Origin of the sequence: uncultured Hymenobacter sp., assembly GCF_964242765.1 — a bacterium.
GTDB lineage: Bacteria > Bacteroidota > Bacteroidia > Cytophagales > Hymenobacteraceae > Hymenobacter.
Map to the genome: position 1 here is coordinate 20,527 of NZ_CAXTBM010000007.1, position 16,262 is coordinate 36,788.

General features: G+C 52.9%; 12 protein-coding genes. 6 read left to right on the plus strand and 6 right to left on the minus strand.

The genetic code is table 11. The features are described 5' to 3' along the window. The first annotated feature begins 191 nt into the window (after positions 1-191). Both ACFE7X_RS04355 and ACFE7X_RS04360 read left to right on the plus strand, forming a co-directional pair. Positions 192-1,646, plus strand: a complete 1,455-nt coding sequence (locus ACFE7X_RS04355; RefSeq protein WP_375434439.1) for a hypothetical protein — start codon at positions 192-194, stop codon at positions 1,644-1,646. 14 nt (positions 1,647-1,660) lie between these two features. Then, positions 1,661-2,179, plus strand: a complete 519-nt coding sequence (locus ACFE7X_RS04360; protein ID WP_375434440.1) for a hypothetical protein — start codon at positions 1,661-1,663, stop codon at positions 2,177-2,179. 22 nt (positions 2,180-2,201) lie between these two features. On the opposite strand, the gene ACFE7X_RS04365 is transcribed toward ACFE7X_RS04360, so the two are convergent. After that, entirely contained in the window at positions 2,202-2,846 is a 645-nt protein-coding gene (locus ACFE7X_RS04365) for a flavin reductase family protein (RefSeq protein ID WP_375434441.1), read from the minus strand. Positions 2,847-3,117: 271 nt separating this feature from the next. On the opposite strand from ACFE7X_RS04365, the gene ACFE7X_RS04370 reads away from it, so the two are divergent. Beyond that, on the plus strand, positions 3,118-3,984 hold the full coding sequence (locus ACFE7X_RS04370) for an aldo/keto reductase (RefSeq protein WP_375434442.1): 867 nt from the start codon (positions 3,118-3,120) through the stop codon (positions 3,982-3,984). A gap of 198 nt (positions 3,985-4,182) precedes the next feature. Here ACFE7X_RS04370 and ACFE7X_RS04375 read toward each other — a convergent pair whose 3' ends face one another. Together ACFE7X_RS04375 and ACFE7X_RS04380 are read right to left on the minus strand one after the other, a co-directional pair. After that, on the minus strand, positions 4,183-6,033 hold the full coding sequence (locus ACFE7X_RS04375) for a DUF885 family protein (protein WP_375434443.1): 1,851 nt from the start codon (positions 6,031-6,033) through the stop codon (positions 4,183-4,185). Between the two features lie 169 nt (positions 6,034-6,202). Continuing rightward, positions 6,203-7,432, minus strand: coding sequence for a hypothetical protein (locus ACFE7X_RS04380; RefSeq protein ID WP_375434444.1), 1,230 nt, complete (start codon positions 7,430-7,432; stop codon positions 6,203-6,205). A gap of 537 nt (positions 7,433-7,969) precedes the next feature. Here ACFE7X_RS04380 and ACFE7X_RS04385 point away from each other — a divergent pair. After that, complete coding sequence (locus tag ACFE7X_RS04385; protein ID WP_375434445.1) at positions 7,970-8,686, plus strand: 3-ketoacyl-ACP reductase; 717 nt, start codon at positions 7,970-7,972, stop codon at positions 8,684-8,686. 79 nt (positions 8,687-8,765) lie between these two features. Here ACFE7X_RS04385 and ACFE7X_RS04390 read toward each other — a convergent pair whose 3' ends face one another. Beyond that, the gene (locus ACFE7X_RS04390; RefSeq protein ID WP_375434446.1) at positions 8,766-10,058 is read right to left on the minus strand and encodes a carboxypeptidase-like regulatory domain-containing protein; all 1,293 of its coding nucleotides are present in this window, start codon (positions 10,056-10,058) and stop codon (positions 8,766-8,768) included. Positions 10,059-10,330: 272 nt separating this feature from the next. Between ACFE7X_RS04390 and ACFE7X_RS04395 the strand changes: the two genes are divergently transcribed. Both ACFE7X_RS04395 and ACFE7X_RS04400 read left to right on the plus strand, forming a co-directional pair. Further along, positions 10,331-11,077, plus strand: a complete 747-nt coding sequence (locus ACFE7X_RS04395) for a superoxide dismutase (RefSeq protein WP_375434447.1) — start codon at positions 10,331-10,333, stop codon at positions 11,075-11,077. Positions 11,078-11,502: 425 nt separating this feature from the next. After that, complete coding sequence (locus ACFE7X_RS04400) at positions 11,503-12,516, plus strand: alkaline phosphatase D family protein (protein WP_375434448.1); 1,014 nt, start codon at positions 11,503-11,505, stop codon at positions 12,514-12,516. 145 nt (positions 12,517-12,661) lie between these two features. Here the strand turns inward: ACFE7X_RS04400 and ACFE7X_RS04405 are convergent, their stop codons facing one another. Together ACFE7X_RS04405 and ACFE7X_RS04410 are read right to left on the minus strand one after the other, a co-directional pair. Next, positions 12,662-14,380: a cellulase family glycosylhydrolase gene (locus tag ACFE7X_RS04405; protein ID WP_375434449.1), complete on the minus strand. Its 1,719-nt coding sequence runs from the start codon at positions 14,378-14,380 to the stop codon at positions 12,662-12,664. Between the two features lie 778 nt (positions 14,381-15,158). After that, positions 15,159-16,094: a hypothetical protein gene (locus ACFE7X_RS04410; RefSeq protein WP_375434450.1), complete on the minus strand. Its 936-nt coding sequence runs from the start codon at positions 16,092-16,094 to the stop codon at positions 15,159-15,161. Between the last annotated feature and the right edge of the window lie 168 nt (positions 16,095-16,262).

Here is a 16,262-nt window from a genome sequence, read left to right on the forward strand (position 1 = left end):
TAGGTGTTGGATATGAACAATATAAAAAAACATGCAATCCTTTCTATATTCTATTGATTATCAATGTATTAAAATATTTTAATGGTACAAGATTATGTTTAGCGTGCCAATAAATTGATTTAATAGTTCAAGCTTGCCCTCCAGCTCCGTCCTACTAAATCTCTTATTCTCAACAAATTCCCCAAATACGCATGCATAAACTTAAACTCGTTTCAACTGCTATACTAAGCGAGCCAGTGCGCCGCTACATCGGTTTGGCTTTGGTGGTCAGCCTGGGGCTGACTGGCCTATTTTCCTGCGCCAAACTAGATGACGAGCCCATTGCGCCCAGCGCCGTAGGCACCGCCGACTCAGGCGTAGAGGAAGAAGGCTTCAGCCCAGTTCAACGAAATCGTCCGATACTGCCGGCCTCGGCTCCCGCTGAAGAAGCTACTTTCATCGACCCAACTGTCATTATCACGAATGCCCGAGCTATTTCACTCGGCAAACAAATTTACATCGGTCCATTTGCCAGCCTGATAGCCAGCGACTATCACAACGATGACCGTAGCGCGGGCACTCCCGTCACGCCGGTTGGTTTGCGTGGCAACGACGAGGAGGACATCAAAATTCGAATCGGCAAGGAAACCAACTTGCAAGACAACGTTACCGTCATTGCTGAAGCCGAGCACTCCAGTGCTGAGCACGCTAAAATAGCCCTGCTGGGAATTGAAGGGGTAGAGATTGGGGAACGGGTTATTTTGGCGCACGGCTCAACAGTGAAAGGACCCGCTCAAATCGGTATTCAAGGCACTGATATTCCGTCGGACCCCGACGACGACCAAGAGGTGTTTCTTAGCTTCGGCTGCGAAATTGACGGTGCCATTCTCGAGACGAACACGGGTGTATCGGCCTTGGCTCGGGTAGGTCCGGGTGTGCGCCTTCGGAGCGGCTTTATCGTACTGCCCGGCAAAAATGTAACCACCCAGGCCGAAGCCGATGATCCGGCGCTGGGCAAGGTACGCCTGATTGTGGAGGCCGATGTGCTCTTCAACGAAGGGGTGCTCGAAGTCAATATTGCGCTTGCCCGCGAGTACACCCGCTTGGCTCGCGAGAGGGCTTCTAATGTGTATGGCATCAACGTCGACCCCGGCAATACCCCGTTCAACCCAACCCGTGATGTGCCCGAAATAGGTGGGCGCGCCATTCGGTTGCCCGTTTTTCATAATCGCATCATTGGGGAAGTTAAGCTTGAAAACACGCTTCCCGAGCTGATCCGGGTGATAGGCTACCGGAATTCCATCCGCGCTGATGAAGGTGACCCCTTCACCATCGGGCGGATTGCCCGCATGGAAAACAACGTTATTTTTCATGCTCTCGAAGAAACACCTATCCAGGCCGGCGACAACATTCGCTACGGCGAGCGGGCTATTGTGCACGGCGGCGGCCGGCGCCCCCTACTTGGCGGCGGCGACAATGAGCCTACTATCCTGGAAGACAACGTGCAACTAAAAAGCCAAGCGGTGGTGTTTCGCTCGCTTATTGGCCGGGGAAGCATTATCGGCCGCAAATCGGCTGTTGTTAATACCGATGTTGCCCCCAACACCGTTATTCCCGACCGAGTAATTTACGTCAACAATGCGCTGTTTGGCCCCGTTGAATGGTAAGTGGTACTAGCGGAATGCCTGTTTGGCAGCATGCCTCTCGAACTCTGAAAGTCTGGCTCCGCGCGCGGAGCCAGACTTTTTTTGGGGCGCTACTGGGCGCGAGCTTGCTGGTGAGCTGCCACGACAACGAAACTACTGCAAGAGTAGTCACTCCTCGCCCGCCAGTTACGGGCTTACACACCACTTTACTTGACACTATAACGAACCTGCCAACCGGGCAGATTGCGTGGTCCACTTACTGGCAATTGTGCTGGGTTCCCTCTCCTGGTGCCCAAGCCTATGAGTTGCAGACCTCTACCGCCGAGGGAACCTCCCTGAAACTACGCCGCCTGACAAAGCCTTGCTACCGCCTGCAACTCGCGGCTGGCCGAAATGCCAGAAGCCAGGGACTACTGAACCGCAAGCAGTTACTCGACCTGCAAGCCGGCCAACTCTCGTTTAGAGTGCGGGCTGTGTTTGGCCCGGCATCGTTTAGCGAGTGGTCGGCACCAACCTTGCTGCAAGCTGATACGGATCCTGCCGCAAGCCAGTAAGCAGTGTTTTTTGATCTCGCTCTCAGCTCTTGAGTGGCGGCTTCATCTGCGGCCCTTGTCCGGGCCGGGCATAGGCAAATGCCCCCACCGTCGAAGCCCGATAGTAGGTATCGAGCCCGGACACGCACACGTCGTCGACGGCGGGCAAATCGAGAGTGCCGTCGGGGAGCAGCACGTTCTCGGGGAGGTAAATGTGCTCGACGGTACCCACCATCAGCACCGTACCGTTATGAATCGGTAGTTCTTCCTTTAGTTGCAGACCGATACTAATTTTGCTTTCGGCCACGTAGGGCGCGGGAAAGTCGTCGCGGAATTCGGGCGTGAAGTGGCATTGGTCGAATTCCGACTGGTCGGCGGGAAAGTCGGCGGAGGTATAGTGGGCCTGCGCTACGAAGCCGGCGTGTACGTGGTTGATGGTGAAGCAGCCGGTGGTTTTCAGGTTCTGGTAGGTGTGGCGCGGCACCGTAGTAGGCCGCGTGACAATGCCAAGCACTGCCGGCGCCGACCCTAAGTGAATAACTGAACTGAAAATAGCTAAGTTGGTGAAGCCCTCCGCATCGGCGGTACCAATCAGGTTGGTAGGCTTGTAGCCGGGCAGGGCGTTGATAAGATTAAGGCGATACACCTTCTCGAAAGCTTGAAGGTCGGCGGGGGTGATGTGGCGCATACGGAAGATGGAATAATAAGCCGGTGCAAGGCTGAAAGTACCAAACGCTACTTGCTAACACGCAAAACGCCACCGGCTACGAGTGGTGTCCTATCTTATACAACAAACTGAACCGGCAGTTGCTGCCGGCCACAAAAGCAAACTCGAAATAGAACGACTATACAAGCCCACCAACCGGTCCAGGTCGACGGATTTCGCGCTTTATCGTCACCCAATGGTTGGAAACTGCGTTAGTAGATCTTACGCATTTCACTCAACCTCGACCTTAAAAATGGCTAACGCAACTAAAACTTCTTTTGAAGCCACGTACACTTTAGGCGGCGACCTAACAGTGAACCGCATGGGCTACGGCGCCATGCGCATTACCGGCGACGGTATCTGGGGGCCGCCCCAGGATCATGACGAATCTATTCGGGTGCTGCAACGGGCCGTGGAACTGGGCGTCAACTTCATTGATACGGCCGACAGCTACGGTCCTAATGTATCGGAGGAGCTGATTGCGGAAGCCTTACATCCTTACCCGGCCGGCCTGCTGATTGCAACCAAAGGCGGCTTGCTGCGCACCGGACCCAACCAGTGGCCCATCGATGCTAGTCCCAGCCACCTGCGCGAAGCGCTGGAAGGCAGCTTGAAACGGCTGAAGCTCGACCAAATCGACTTGTATCAGTTGCATCGCATCGATCCGGAGGTGCCGTTCGAGCAGACGCTGGAATTCTTGCAGCAAGTGCAGGAAGAAGGTTTGGTGAAGCACATTGGGTTGTCGGAAGTTACTGTCGAACAAATTCAAAAGGCCCAGGAGTACGTGCCAATCGTGTCGGTGCAGAACATGTACAGCGTTGATAACCGCAAGTGGGAAACCGAGCTAGATTACACCGAGCAGAATGGTATTGCCTTCATTCCGTGGTACCCGCTCAGCGGCGGCAATGCCCAAGCGCTGGACAAGCTCACCCAGATCGGCCAGAAATACAACGCCACCAAACAGCAAGTGGCACTGAGCTGGCTGTTGCACCGCGCGCCCAACATTCTGCTCATTCCTGGCACCTCGAAGGTGAAGCACCTGGAAGAGAACATGCAAGCTGCCTCTATCTCGCTTTCCCCGGAAGACATGGCGGAATTGGAATCGCTCAACCCGGCGTAAGCTTGCTGTCATTCGACGAAAGCAAGGAAACTGGCGTTTCGGTTACCGTTAATTTTCGGATTCCTCGCTTTGCTCGGAATGACAATTAAGCCTTACTCGATTTGCCAAACCCAATTTGGGTAAGAAGCTCTCACGGAAACGGGGACACTTGCTTGGCTAGCCAAGCAAGTGTCCCCGTTTCCGTAAACCTGCCGTTTATTACTTCTGCCCGAATGCCCAGGTATCCATCTTGCGCTCCAGCACGGAAAGCGGCATCACGCCATCCTTCAGCAGTTCATCGTGAAAGTCGGAAAGACGGAAGTGCTCTTTGTTTTGGCCGGCATACTGTTCCCGCAGCACATTCTTCTTAACACCTAGTTGCTTCTGATATTTTTCGCGCAGTTCCCGAATTTTCAGAGCCCCAATCTTGTAGCTCAGCGCCTGGCCCGGAATGGCCATGTACCGCTCTATTTCGGCGGTAGCGCCTTCCTCACTGATGGCCTCGTTGTCCATCATGTAGGCAATGGCCTGCTCGCGGGTCATGTTCTTGGTGTGCATAGCCACATCAACCACCAGGCGTACGGCGCGGTGCATTTCGTCGCCGAGGGCGCCCATGTACTGGTAAGGATCGGTGTAGAGGCCAAGTTCTTTGCCGAGGCTTTCGGTATAGAGCGCCCAGCCTTCGCCCATGGCTCCGTACCAGGCAAAGCGCCGGAACTTGGGCAGGTTCTCGTTTTCCTGTTGCAGCGAAATCTGGTAGTGGTGGCCCGGAATAGCCTCGTGCAAGAACAGCGACTCCATACCCGACGTGGTGTTGAACGTTTTGGCATCAACAATTGGGATGTAGAAGATGCCCGGCCGCGAGCCGTCGGGGCTGCCCTGGTTGTACTCGGCCGAAGCTGAGGCCGCACGGAACGCTTCCGTCTGCCGGATTTCAAACGGCGTTTTGGGCGTGCGCCCAAACATTTTGGGCAGGTTGGGCGTGATTTTGGCCTGAATAGCCCGGAAAGCGTTCAGCACGTCTTCCGGCGTCTGGTAAGGCATCAGCTTAGGATCAGTTTTCAGCGAGGCGAAGAAGGCTTTTAGGTCGCCTTTAAAGTTGACTTGCGCTTTCACCTTCTCCATTTCGGTGCGGATGCGCTTCACTTCGGCCAAGCCCGTTTGGTAGATTTCCTCTGGCGTTTTGTCGGTGGTGGTCCAACTCTTCACGTAGTAGCGGTAGATTTCCGGCCCGCCGGGCACGGCCGAAATGCCGGTCGTAGGCCGGGCTTTCGGCAGATACTCTTTCTCAAGGAAATCACCAAGCTTTTGGTAAGTCGGCACCAGTTCCTCCATAATAGCCTTCTTGTACTCGGCCGTGATGCGCTGCCGGTCTTCCAGTGCTACTTCCTTCGGAAACCGATTGACGGGGCCGTAGAACAGGCTTTTGGCAGGGTCCGTCACCACCAAGTCGCGCATCTGCGGAATCATCTTCTGCACCAGCGTTTTGGGTAGTACTACCCCGGCCTTCAGGCCCTGCCGGAAATTAGCAATGGCCGAATCGCCCCACACCGAGAACCCGCGTACGCGGCCCAGCCAGTTGTCGTAGTCTTTGGCGGTTTTGAAGGGCTGCACGCCCTCGCCCGAGCCGTATTGGCCCATGGTAATCGGCAGGCCCCAAAACTGCTGAAACGGCAGCATCCACAAGTTCAGCTTCAGGCCTTGGAGCTTGGTTTCCAAGTCGTACTGAAAGATGTCGTAGCTGATTTTATCGTTTTCGGACAGCTTCTCCCGGTCGAATTTCTTGAGGGCGTCGAGGTACTTCTGGTAGAACGTCTGGATCTGCTGCCGAAAGGCGCGGGTCTGGTCGTTGGGCAGTTGGTCGTTGTAGCGGTTGTCGCCTTGCGTGGTAGCGTCGAGCGGAAACAGGCGAGCCTGCTCTTCCCAATAGCCGGCAAAAAGATCGGGCAAGTTCTTGATGTTGGCCACGTCGGTTTCAATGGCTGTGCTGCCATCGGCAGCAGGTTTTTGCTGATTGCAGGCGCTTAGCAGGGTCATAGCCAGCAGGCCGGTAAAGGCAAACTTCTTCATGTATAAGTTACAACAAGGTTTCGTGGCCAAAAGGTAAGGGGTTTGCGCGGTTCACAGAAGGCCTCAACATTCATGTTGCCTTATTCATCGTGCGGAAACCACAAAAAGCCCATGAGGAACATCCTCATGGGCTTTTTGTGGTTTAGCTTTTACAGAAGATGTCGGCTGCTTAATAGACCGTCATGAATTTTTTGTTCACTACACCCTGCGACGTCACAGCCTGTACCATATACACGCGGTTCTCGGCGCCTCCCGCCATGGGTATTGTACGCGTTACGAGTCCGGTAGCCCCCTCGGACAAGGTTTCGGTGTAAAGCACCCGGCCCATAGAATCGAGCACCCGCAGTTGCTGCAACGTACCGGGCATTTGCAACACAATGTTGAGGTTGCCTTGGCTGCTATACGCTTCCAGTTGCTGGGCAACTTCTCCAACTTGTACCGGTAGCACTTGTGAGTAGGCAAAAGTACCGTCTAAATCTGTTTGTTTTAAGCGGTAGTAGTTTAACCCACTGCGCATACCACGGTCAATTGCTTGGTATTCGCGGCGGGTGGCGGAAGTACCAGCGGCCGGCACCACGGCAACCGCGCTGAAGTTTTGGCCATCAAAAGAACGCTCAATCGAAAAGTTGGCAGCGTCTTTCTCGCTAGCCGTAGTCCAGCGCAGTTGCACCGAGTTGTTCTCGAACACCGCCGCAAAGCGGGTCAGCTCTACCGGAAGCGGAACAGCCTGACACTCGATTGTAGTTCCGACTATGGTTACGCTGGTATTGAAGTTTCTGATTGAATTATTGTTGCCGTCTAGTTGGCCTGCAACAATGAGCGAACCTGCTGTTACCGTTCGATTATTTATGCTGCTGTTGCCTGTCAAAACCACTAAGTTGCCACTAATGAAGACAGAGGACGTAAGCGTTAGATCAGTATTATTGCCAAACGTTATGCAGGAGTTAAGTATAATCGGAGCATTGAGGCTTCCTAATGCCTTATGAAATTGAAGTTGGTAGAGGTTTAAGGCGACCGTGTTTTGCGACGCTAATACGATGCGCGGCTGAGGGTTCCTTACCGGTGGGGCATTTCTGTCACCAATATCGAGAACAAAGCGCGACGTATTGTGTGAAAGCGAACCGCCGGCATTGACGGTTAGCAACCCATTATCACCAACTACATTGTAGTTTATGTTGAGAAAAATCGGGTTGTTGACCACTACAATATTGTTGGCATCCGGCAAGGGAAAGGGGTTGGGAGCCGGGTTGACGCCGGGGCGCAAATCAGTGACTCTCCAGATGGAGGTGTTCCAGTTGCCCGGAAGTGTGGACTCGTACCGAATCTGGGCTTTTGCTTGCGGCAAAGCTCCCAGCACGCATAGCAAGCTCAAGGCTAAAGAGAGTAAAGAGGTTTTCATAGTAGGGTAGGTTACAAGCAACAGCTTTATCGATGCACAAATTTACGTTTATAATAATTTTACGATGCGCAATTCGCAGACATACAGGTATATACATAAAAATCCTTTTATCGAATTCATTTTTTATATATTAAATTATTCTAAGTTATTTATTCATTTAAACGCTTAATGTGCCATTTATTTATAATATTTATTATATTAAAACTTTAAATGAAGCATACTATTATTCTGCTATTGCTTAATTTTTTCATTTTAAAGTACAATGCTAAGACCAAGGCAAGAAGCCAAGCCTATATGTTTGTTTTTAAAGTTTAATCTCGACAATTCATCTTATGCTGTTGCCAAAGCTCTGCTAGCAACTTCCTTTGCTCTATTGAGTAAGTATTGAAATAAACTAGGGTAAGCTTTGCAGTTGCTACATTCTGATCTACAACGCTTTATAGCCTCCTGATCAGGAGTGAACTGCAAAGCGCAATAACTGTTTCAAAGTAGCTTGGTTATAAAGGCTTTTCTTACTTACCTCTCAAGCCGTATTTCATGGAATCAATTACCGGGAAGAACGCCCTCGTAACAGGCGCTGGCAAGGGCATTGGCCGGGCCGTAGCTATTGCCTTGGCGCAAGAAGGCGTGAACGTGGCGCTGCTCGCTCGCACGGAAACCCAGCTACAGCAAGTAGCGCGGGAAGTGGAAGCACTAGGCGTGAAAGCCACCATCGTAGCAGCCGACATTGCCGACCGCGCTGCCGTGGAAGCTGCCGTAACCCAAGTGGAAACCGCGCTAGGCACCATCGATATCCTAATCAATAATGCCGGCATCGGCACCTTCGCCAAACTCGTTGACATGGACCCGGCCGAGTGGGAGCAGATTGTGCAGGTGAACCTCTTTGGCACGTACTACGCCACCCGCGCCGTGCTGCCCGGCATGATAGCGCGCGAAACCGGCGACATCATCAATATTTCCTCTACGGCTGGCTTGCGGGGTGCGGCTACTACCAGCGCCTACAGCGCCTCCAAGTTTGCGGTTATGGGCCTCACCGAGTCGTTGATGCAGGAAGTGCGCAAGCACAACATCCGCGTTTCGGCCCTTACGCCGAGTACCGTAGCCACCGAATTGGCTGTTAGCAACAAGCTCACCGACGGCAACCCCGACAAGGTGATGCAGCCCGAAGACCTCGCCGAATTCATCGTATCGCAGCTCAAACTCAACCGCCGCATCTTCATCAAAGAGGCTGGCATGTGGAGCACCAACCCGTAGCTCTCTTTCAGCGCTAAGCAATAAAAAGGCCACCCTGTGAGCAGGGCGGCCTTTTTTAATAAACAGTAGCTAGTAGCGCCTACTCTATTTTTCCGTCCCGGATTCGGATATCGGCTTTGGGTTCGGCCTTCTTGACCATGGTACCAAAGGCGCCTTTCTTCTCGAAGGAAGCTACCACTTCGTCCTCGACGGGGGTGCGCTGCACTACGGGGTTGTTGGCCCAGAACTCGGGGTCGTATTTGGTGGCTTTGATGATTTCCAGGTCCCGGTCGTCGAGGCTGGCGCGGGCGTAGGGGATGCTGGTGGGCGTGGTGGACGTATCGTAGAAGTAGGTGAACGACGTTACGCTCAGGGGTACGGTGCCGGATTTGGTGCCGGTTGCTAAATCAGCCGTTAAGTCCACCTGCATGTGGTCGAGGGGAGAAACGGGCGCATCCGTGGGCTGAAACACCATATCGACGGACAGCTTGGGGTTCTTGAATTTCTGATTGGGGTTGCTGGACGTGGCCGTGAAACTAGGCTGCGTCATCTTGTAGCGCACAATCTTGTTGGTTTCAATATTGATCCAAATGGTACCGGAAGACTGGTACTTTATTTCGGGCCGGGTCTCGAAGGATATTTCGGCAATGGTGCTGCTGTCTTGGTCGAGCAAACCTTTCAGTTCCAGCAGGTAGTTTTTCACGGTGTTCGGGCTGAGCAGCGCCAACGACTTGGTGCTGTCCATGCCGGCATCGTAGAGGCCGTAGCGGCGGGTGTAGATAGAGAAGTTGCTGAAGGCTGTGGCCGCTTGCTTGGCGGCGTAGCGACCCTGCGCAATGGTTGTGCCTTCGATGCGCGCCGGGTTGGATTTCACGTTCCATACCACTTCTTGGAGCTCGGTGGGCTCGTTGCTGATGCGCGTGAGCTGGCGGTAGTACGCCTTGCCGTAAAACTTCTTGGAGTAGTTGCTTTGCAATTGCCGGAAAGCCTTTTCCACTAATTGAAAAGGATAGCTGTTCACTTTCACTTCGGGCAGCGCCACCGAAGCCGGCGCCAACGCCACTTGTAGCGGCGTAGCGTAGGTGGCCTGCGTTACGCGCACAGTGTCGCGCAAGTGGCCCAGCTCCGAGAAAATAAGAGTGCGCGGTACGTCCTTGAGCACGAGCGTAAACTCGCCGTTGGCGTTGCTGGCCGTGCCGTTGGTGGTCCCCGCCACCGAGATGCTCACAAAGGGCAGCACCTCCTTGGTTTCTTTGTCGGTGATAGTGCCCCGCACCGTGTACTGCGCCACGGCGGCAACGTTCAGGCCGAGAAAGGCCACCAGGAAAAATCCGCTCGTCAGCAGCAAGCGCAACGACGACCAACGGAACGCAGAAAAAACAAGTGAGAACAAGGCGAGGCAGATTAAATGAATACGAAAGGAGAAAACCGTAAAACGGAGTTTAATGCCTGAACTATATACCGACACCGCAAAGGTAGATTCAAGCACGGTTTCCGAAACGGAAAAAGTGAAGACTTCTCCCCTCAATACAAATACGATACCGATAAGCGCAGTACCCTGCAGTTGAGCACGATACATTTTTCTTCATCCGCGTAAACCCAGCGGGCCCTATCTTGGTCCTACTAAACACTACTTTTCCTTTCCTCACTCCTACTTTCGACGTCATGCTGAAGCGAGATTTTTTGAAAAACGGTCTTATGACCATGGTTGGTGCCCTGGTAAGTCCGGCTTTGCTAGCCCGCGCCCACGACGAAAAGCTGCTCCGCGAAGCCCGTGCCACCCCTATTGCCGACGGCCCGTTCACGCTGCCGGCCTTGCCCTACGCCTTCAATGCTTTGGAGCCGCACATCGATGCGCGCACCATGGAGGTGCACCACGATGCGCACCACAAAACCTACGTCACGAAGCTGAACGAGGCAGTAGTTGGCAAACCCCAGGAAAAAATGCCGTTGGCCGACTTGCTCGCTTCAGCCAGCAAGCAACCCGATGCGGTGCGCAACAACGCCGGCGGCCACTTCAACCACTCTATGTTCTGGCAGTTGCTGTCGGCCAAAGGGGGCGGGCAGCCTACGGGCACGCTGGCTACGGCCATTACCAGCACCTTCGGCTCGTTCGACAAGTTCAAGGAGCAGTTTGCCACTGCCGCTACCAGCCGCTTTGGTTCGGGTTGGGCTTGGCTGAGCGCCGATAACACGGGTAAGCTCTTTATTTCCTCGACTCCCAACCAGGATAATCCGCTGATGGACGTTGCGGGCATTCAGCACGGTACGCCCGTACTCGGCCTCGATGTGTGGGAGCACGCCTACTATTTGAAGTATCAAAACAAGCGCCCCGAGTACGTGGCCGCCTTCTGGAACGTGGTGAACTGGTCGGAAGCCAACCGCCGCTTCGAAGCCGTGAAAAAAGGCTAATACAGCTGTGCTGGGCTTTCCACCAGAAAAAACAATCTGTAATTCTTAATAGTAAGACAAAAGCCCACCGGATAATGCGGTGGGCTTTTTTATGAAGCTATTTAGGAAGTTGCAGACGGTCATATTGAGCTTGGCGAAGCATCTCTCCCGCTTCGTAGAACGGCTGTAGAGACGCGACACTTCGCGTCTCCTCGTTGCTGAGGTTATTTGAACCGCGTGGATCAGGTCGTTCAACGCCGAGACGCGAAGTGTCGCGTCTCTACATCGTTCACCATCAGCAACGAAGCGGGCAAGATACTTCGCTAAGCTCAGCATGGCCGTCTGGCGACTTCCTAAGCAGCCTCTACCTCAACCCACGGCTGCTGTAACACCTTCTTTATCGTGTTGCGGTGCAGCAGCAAAGCGCAACATGTCATCTTTGTAGCATGAAGAAATATCTGTTATTCCTGCTAGCAGTTGGTTTGCTCCTGAACGAATCTACTACGCAGGCGCAAAGCAAAAAAGAGCTGACAGTGGCTTTCGGCTCTTGCAACCGCATCGACTTGCCGCAGCCGCTCTGGCCCGTTATTGCCAAAGACACACCCGACATCTGGATCTGGCTCGGCGACAACATCTACGGCGACACCGACGACATGGCAGTACTCAAGCAGAAGTACGACACGCAGTTCAACCTGCCGGGTTACAGCCAGTTTCGGGCGCAAGTGCCCACCATCATCGGCACCTGGGACGACCACGACTACGGCCGCAACGACGGCAACAAAACCTACCCTTTCAAAAAGCAAAGTCAGCAAGTAGCCCTCGACTTTCTGCAAGAACCCGCCAATAGTCCGCGCCGCCGCCAGGAAGGCATCTACACAGCCTATGAGTATAAGGTGGGCAAGAAAAAGGTGAAAGTAATTCTGCTCGACGACCGGTATTTCCAGGATTCGCTCTACCGGGATGCGCAGCAGGTTTATCAGCCCAACCTCACCGGCGACCTTCTAGGCGAAACGCAGTGGCAGTGGCTACAACAGCAACTCACCAACAGCACGGCCGACGCCCACATTATTGCGTCGGGTATTCAATTTTTGCCTCAGCAGCACCGCTTCGAGAAGTGGGCCAACTTCCCCGTAGCCCATCAGCGCCTGCTCGCCCTGCTGGCGAGCTCCCACGCGAAGGGCGTGCTGCTAGTTAGCGGCGACCGGCACATTGGGGAAATATCGAAAACAACCATACCCGGTGTCACCTACCCGGTGTACGAGGTAACCTCAAGCGGCCTTACGCACCCAGCGGCTCACAACAACGGGGAGCCCAACGACCTGCGCGTGGGTCCGCTGGTCAATCAGAAGCATTACGGCCTGTTCCATTTCCGCCAGCAAGGCAAGAAACTGCTCGTAACCGCCGCGCTAAAAGATGAGGCCGGCAAGGTGATTTACGCGGAGAATATCGAACTGAAGTAGGGAGTCGAAGCGGGGTATATGCCATCTACTACGTCAACTGAAGGAAGCCGAAAATTGCTTGGGCAGGTTCTTCCCTGGATTCAATAACCAAGAAAAGGTCCGACGAACCATGCCCGTCGGACCTTTCCGATAAGTAGTATTCCGGCTACTGTTTCACGAAACGATGCGTCGTGACGCTGCCATTGCTGATTACCTGCACCGAGTAAACGCCAGGCTCCAACGTGGCCACGGTCAGCTGCACGTTCTGGCTGGCACTGGCACTACTTACGTTACGGGCAAGCACCTCACGGCCCTGCGCATTAAGCACCGTGATACGCGCGCCATTGGTAGTCTCGGGCACAGCTACCGTCAGCTGACTCTGGGTTGGATTTGGGTATAAGGCTACGGCCGTTTGGGGGGCGGCAACCCGGCTGCCGGTGGTGGCTTTGGTGAAGCTCCACCAATTGAGATTGTAGCCGCCAGTTGCCACTCCAATGGCAATATCCTGCCGCCCCGCCGCCAGCGTTACCGTGTGCGAAATAGTGGTCCAGGTTTGCCAGCCGCCGGTGGCAGGCACGGCTAAAGTACCCCGGATAGTAGTACCCGCATTTTGCTCCAGACTGATGCGCCCGCCGCCGTTGAGGCTAGCTACCCGGTACTGAATTAAATAGCTGCCCGCCGTAGGCACGTCAATGGTATACGCCATCCAGTCGCCGTTGTCTAGATAACCCACGTTCAAGCCGCCCCCGGTGTCGGAGGTGGTTTCCGTCTGCACGCCCGCCATGGCATGGTAACTTTCCGCTTGCACCGTGGTGCCACCCGTCGTAGGCGGCGTGGGGGGCGTAGTAGGCCCTCCGCCGGTAGTGGTGCCGTTCCAGTTTTGAATATAGCCTTTCACCAAAGTCCCCGACTGCGTTAGGTAGCTATCGGACCAGGCACTAGTGGGGCTGGTGCCGAGTTTGAGAACTGAGGCGGATTCTGCTTTGTCGTTGACCGACCAGTTCAGGTGGCTGATACCGTTTTGCTTCATGAAATTCATCCATTCCTGAGTGGAGGCGGCATCTACGTAGCCATTGCCAGAAGCTTCCGTGGTACCGTATTCCGTCACAAACAACGCCACGCCTTTGCTGAGTGCCGTTTGAGCCTTGGCCCGTAAACTTGCCTTGTGCGTGGCCGCGTAGAAGTGTAGGGTATACGCAATGTTGGTGTAGCGCGTAATAGGGCTGCTGGCTGCCACATCCACATCCTGCGACCAAGTGGGCGTACCGACAATAATCAGATTGTCGGGGTCGATGGCACGAATGGCGCCCGCCACAGCTTCGGCGTACGGCTTCACTACCCCGCTCCACGACACCTGCAAGGGTTCGTTGTATACCTCGTACATAACGTTGGGCGAATTACCATAAGTGGTAGCCATTTCTTTGAAGAAGGCAATGGCTTGCTGCTGTTGCTGCTCGGCCTGGTGCGAATGCCAGTCGATGATAACGTACAGCCCGGCAGCCAGACAGGCATCCACCACGGTTTTCACTTTTTGCTTTTCGCGGGCCGGGTTGCTTAAGTAGCCGCCACTCTCGTTGATACCCATGGCCACGCGCACAATCTTGGCTTGCCAGTTGTTCTTGAGCCAGCCCACTACGTTGGCATTGTAGTATTTTTCGCCGCCCCATCCATCGTTGCTCCAGAACAAGCTGTTGCCAGCTAAACTAATGGGCTGGTTGTTCTTGTCAACAATCTTACTACCAACCACTTTCAATTGGCCGTACTGCTGCACCGGAGTAAGTGTCTGCGCCGCTGCCTCGAAACTTAGCAGGCCGGCTGCTATCAACAGGATGCTGCTAGCCCAGGAGCGCAGGGCGTATTTTCTGCTTTTGATGGATTTTTTCATGAGGATAACAAGATGAGGTGGGAAGAATGGATGAGAAGCAAAGCTTATAACCAGCAGAAGCGCCGACAGTAAAGAGCATAGCAGTTCGAGCGCCGCAACGACGCAGTGAGCGGAGTAGCAATAGATTAGGCAGCGGTAGGCAGGCTTGCCAGCACCTAAACCGCCTCGGCAGGTAAGCCGAGCGGCAAGTCAGGCAATCGGGACGGCGGCTAGGATGGCGTATATCCTAACCCGAAGTGTATGGTGGCCTGAGGCAGGTGCGGCCGAGGCCAACTACGACTGCTTAAAGCAGTCAATAGTGGAGTAACGAGCAATACAAAGCACCAAAATAAGTTGAAGCGCCGGTAAAAATTCAGCTCTTCAAGATAATGCCATAATCCTTTGGTTGGCAGGCACTAATCCGGCAAGTTCGCTCTCGGCTCTTAGCTCCACGCTAGAAAATGCAGCATGCTACTAGCAAGCGCGGCGCCGCGTGCAAAAGTTTGCTTGGGCAACTCGTTAGCAATAGTGAAAATGAATAATGACTGCCCATCTGGCTCTGAACGCAAAACGCCCCGCAACCTAGCTACGAGGACGTTTCCAAGCGAGTGAATTACCGCTCGTGCTGATAGTTTTTACTTGTCGGCTGTCTAAATCCGCACCGAGTAGATACCCAACTTGAATTGCGCATATTAACTTCCACTCCTAGCCTTCTGTTCCGTAATAGAAAACCCCGATAAGTGCTAGCGCCTATCGGGGTTTTCTATTACGGAAATGATAAAGTAGAATAAGCGTAAAATCAACTATATTCTTGTTCGTACATTCTATTCGCTACAGCTTTAGCTTCATACTCCATCCATTTCTTTTGTTTAGGCAAAGTTGCTGCGAAATCTTTCACGGTATAACTAATTCCATTTATCTCATGAATCACTAAAGCAATTTCTTTACAGCATAATTCTGGCCATCTAAGCACTTGTTCTTCCGTGAATCTTATTACAGCCCATCTATTATCGATAAAAAAATTATTCCTATCATCATCTTTTCCAACGCAATGCATAGGCTTGCCGTTTTTTTCATCATACGGCTCGTCTATTTCGATATCGATATAGAGGCCTGTTTTGTCTTGGTACACGAAATCAGGATAATAGCTGATATTATACTTATACCCATCTAACACGTCTAGTTTCTTGTTTATCTGGATGTTGCTACCGAAACATTCCACTAAATACTTATAAAACATAGCTTCCGATTTACCTTTCCTGAAATGGCGCTCATCATCAAGCGTTATATTTTTAGGTTTCTTAGCACCACCAAAGAATTGCTTTAATAAAGTCAATCTATATTCCCACAGCTTATCTGCCGGGAATGTTTGTTTCAACTGTCTGTCGTATTCTGCTACCCGCACTGCGTAGGCAGCAGCATAGGCTCGGGCTGCATGGTATTTATCGAGTGCGAATCGGAAACGCACTCTAATTAGTAATAAAGAAATCACTGAAATAATAAGAGCCCAAGCTATTAAATACACGTTTTGCAATAATAAATAGAGAGCAAAACATATACCTGCAACCCATGAATATATCGATAATAAGTTGGGATTGTAGGGATAAACGGGAGGTTCGGGCGGTGCCGGAACAATGAGGTTGTTGGGGGGCAGTTCTTGTAGGATGCCATAGACATCGGCGTTTACAAGGATTTCCGGATAATAATACTTCTTGGATACTCTTTGAGGTAACATTATGGGTATGAATAGGTGTGGTGAGAGGAGCGGGTGCAACCTTACTGTGTACCTAGCAAGTCCTAGGGGCCTTATCCCAGTACCACAACACTTGTCGTAAGCTAGGTCAACAGTAAGAGTCACTATTTAATGTTCCAAAAATACAACATTATTAGCTGAGTTACATAT